Annotated in this window: 2 protein-coding genes; both read right to left on the reverse strand. The window is 76.0% G+C overall.

Going from position 1 to position 2768, the window contains the following annotated elements; all coding sequences use genetic code 11:
* Positions 1 to 1337 (reverse strand): hypothetical protein (locus CRM73_RS18780; protein ID WP_229588742.1); only part of this gene is annotated, 1337 nt, incomplete at its 3' end.
* A gap of 170 nt (positions 1338 to 1507) precedes the next feature.
* On the reverse strand, positions 1508 to 2768 hold a 1261-nt coding region (locus tag CRM73_RS18785), incomplete at its 5' end, for a lipopolysaccharide biosynthesis protein (RefSeq protein WP_229588743.1).

Below are 2768 nucleotides of genomic sequence, written 5' to 3' on the forward strand. Positions count from 1 at the left end.
CGGGCCGGCGCGGCGTCCGTGCCCGGGCGCACCTGGCGCTGCACCACGAACGCGGGGACCACGGCGGCGCCGCGGCCGCTGAGCCGCTCGAAGCGCTCCTGGAACCGGCGCAGCCGGCCCCGGGGCTCCACGGCCAGAACCACGCCGTCCACCCGGTCGGTCAGGGCGGCGAGCTCGGCGGCACCCGCGCGGGGCGGGACCGTGGCCACGAGCAGCGAGGGCGTGGTGTCGTCCATGCCCAGCCAGTCGGTGTCGCCCAGCGGGCCCACGGCGTCCGTGAGGGTGCGGGTGTCCACGACCTCCACGGTGCCGCCCCACGAGGAGACGACGGCGTCCAGTGCCTGGACGACCACGGTGGCCTGTCCGGGCAGGGCCGAGTGCACGGCGATCCGGGAGCCGGGCCGCGGCACCGCGCGGTCCTGGTCCTGGGAGAGCCGGCGCAGCAGCTCGAGTGCGCCGTCCTCGTCGTCCACGGAGTTCAGCACCACGGCGGGCGAACCGGTCCCGTCGGCGAGCCGGTCGGGCCGGCGCACGCTGCGGTCGGCGCGCTCCCGGAACGCCCCGGCGAGGGCGCCGAGGACCAGGCCGCCGACCACGCCGCCGGCCACGAAGAGCGGGATGCCGGCCGAGGAGGGCTCCTGCGGCGGCGTGGCCTCGCTGATCACGCGGCCCGGCGTCGGGGCGATGAGGGCGAGGGCGGTGCGCTGCTCGCGCAGCTGCCGCAGGCTGGAGGAGTCGTCGTCGCTGCGCTCGAGGCCGGCGATGGACTCGTCGATGCGCTTCAGCGTGTCGTCGGCGGTGGTCTGCACGTCCTCGCCGCGGTCGGCGAGGTAGGCGGTGGCCAGGGCGTTGGCGCGCTCGGCGGCCTGGTTCGGGTCGTCGCCGGTCACTGTCACGCGGAGCACCTGGGTGTCGTCCGGGGCGGTGGTCGAGAGCCGCTCGAGCAGGTCCTCGGCCAGCGCGGGGTCGGCCTCCTCGACGGGGACGTCCTGCAGCAGGGCGGCGGCCCGCAGGGTGATGCGCTGCGAGGCCATCGTGGCCATCTCCGTCTGCATCTCGACCTCTTCGAAGCCGGAGTCGCCGGTGAGCGGGTTCACCGCGCTCGGCGTGACGGTCATCGAGGCGGTCGCCTGGTAGGTCGGCGGCCACAGCAGACCCGCCACGAGGGCGGCGGCCAGCACGACGAGCCAGGTGCTGAGGATCGTGGGCCACCGGTGCAGGACGCGGCGCCACGCGGGCGTCGGGTCCGCCGGCTCCGGCCGGTTCGGCCGGGCCCGGACGGTGTCGTCCCGGGTTCGGCGCCGTTCGGCGCCGATGGTGTTCAGAGTCTCGCTCATGTGGATTTCCCCCCTGGTGGATCGCGGGTCGTCTCGGATGGAGCAGCCGCGCCCGGCGTCCGCCCCCCGGCGGATCGCCGACCCCGGCCCCGGGAAGCGCTGCCGGGTCCAGCCCGGCCGGCCACGTCCTGATTCCGATGTCGATCGATTGAAATGTTACAGATGCAAACTCATCGGGACCACAGCAGGACCCGGTGATCCCGTGGTCTCTTCGGACCACACGCCTCGGCGTCCGTCCCCCGGACGGCGGCGCGGCCGCGGAGCACGAGGACCGCCCCGGCGCCGGCCACGAGCAGGCCGGTCAGCGCGAGGTGGACGAGCAGGCCGGTGGTGGTGGTGCCGAGCAGGGCGCGGACGGCCAGCCCGCCCCCGCCCGTGAGCACGGCCGCGGCCGCGGCGATGGCGCCGACCACGGACCAGCGCGGGGCGATGCCGAGCAGCCGCACGGACTGGAACAGGGCCAGCCCCGTGTCGGTGAGCACCGACGCCGCCCACGCCGTGGCGGCTCCCACGAGGCCCCACTGCGGGATCAGCCACAGGTTCAGGGCCACGGCCACGGCCAGGGCCGCGGACTTGTTCATCAGCTGCCACCGGCTGCGCCCGGCCATCAGCAGCAGGGACTGCACGCCGCCGGCCGAGACGGCCAGGAGCATGGCGGTGGCGATGACGAGCATCGCGGGGTAGCCGGACTCGAAGCCCTCGCCGAAGAAGGACAGGACCACCGGCCCGAACAGCAGCAGGGTGAGGTAGAAGGGCCAGGCGCCGGCCACGAGCACGGCGGTGGTGCGGGTGAACACGGAGCGGGCGGCGGCGAGGTCGTCGACCGCCAGCGCCGCGCTGATGGACGGGCCGGTGACCATGCGCGCGGTGTGGTCGAGCATGGCGCCCACCCGGATGCACCGGTTGACCACGCCGTAGACGCCCGCCGCGGCGGGGCCCAGGAACGCGGCCACGAGCAGCACGTCGAGCCACTCGAGCAGCGCCTCGACCACCGCGGTCACGCCGCGGGCGGAGGAGAAGGACCAGAACGCCCGCCGCTGCTGGTCCGGCTCCGGCGGGGGAGCGGCCCCGGGTCGGTCGCGCAGGTCCCGGAGACAGCGGCGCAGCAGCAGGAGGGCGAGCACGGCGACCACGGCGACCGGTGCCGTCCACGCCGCCGTGAGGGCGAGCAGCCCGCCGCCGGCGACGACGACGGCGAGGACGCCGAGCACCCGGAGCGAGGGCAGCACCACGTTCTGCAGGAAGGAGAAGGTCGGCACCCGGTGCAGCCCGCGCAGGGCGCCGAAGGCGAGGTTGAGCACGGCGCCCAGCACGAGGAAGGGCGCCGCGAGCAGCACGGCGGGGCCCACGCCGTCGGGCAGGGCCCCGGGCACGGCCGTGAGCACGGCCGCGGTGGCGGCGACGCCCGCGGCGAGCACGAGCACCGGCCGG

The sequence above is a fragment of the Kocuria sp. CCUG 69068 genome, from assembly GCF_020833785.1.
Lineage (GTDB): Bacteria > Actinomycetota > Actinomycetes > Actinomycetales > Micrococcaceae > Kocuria > Kocuria rosea.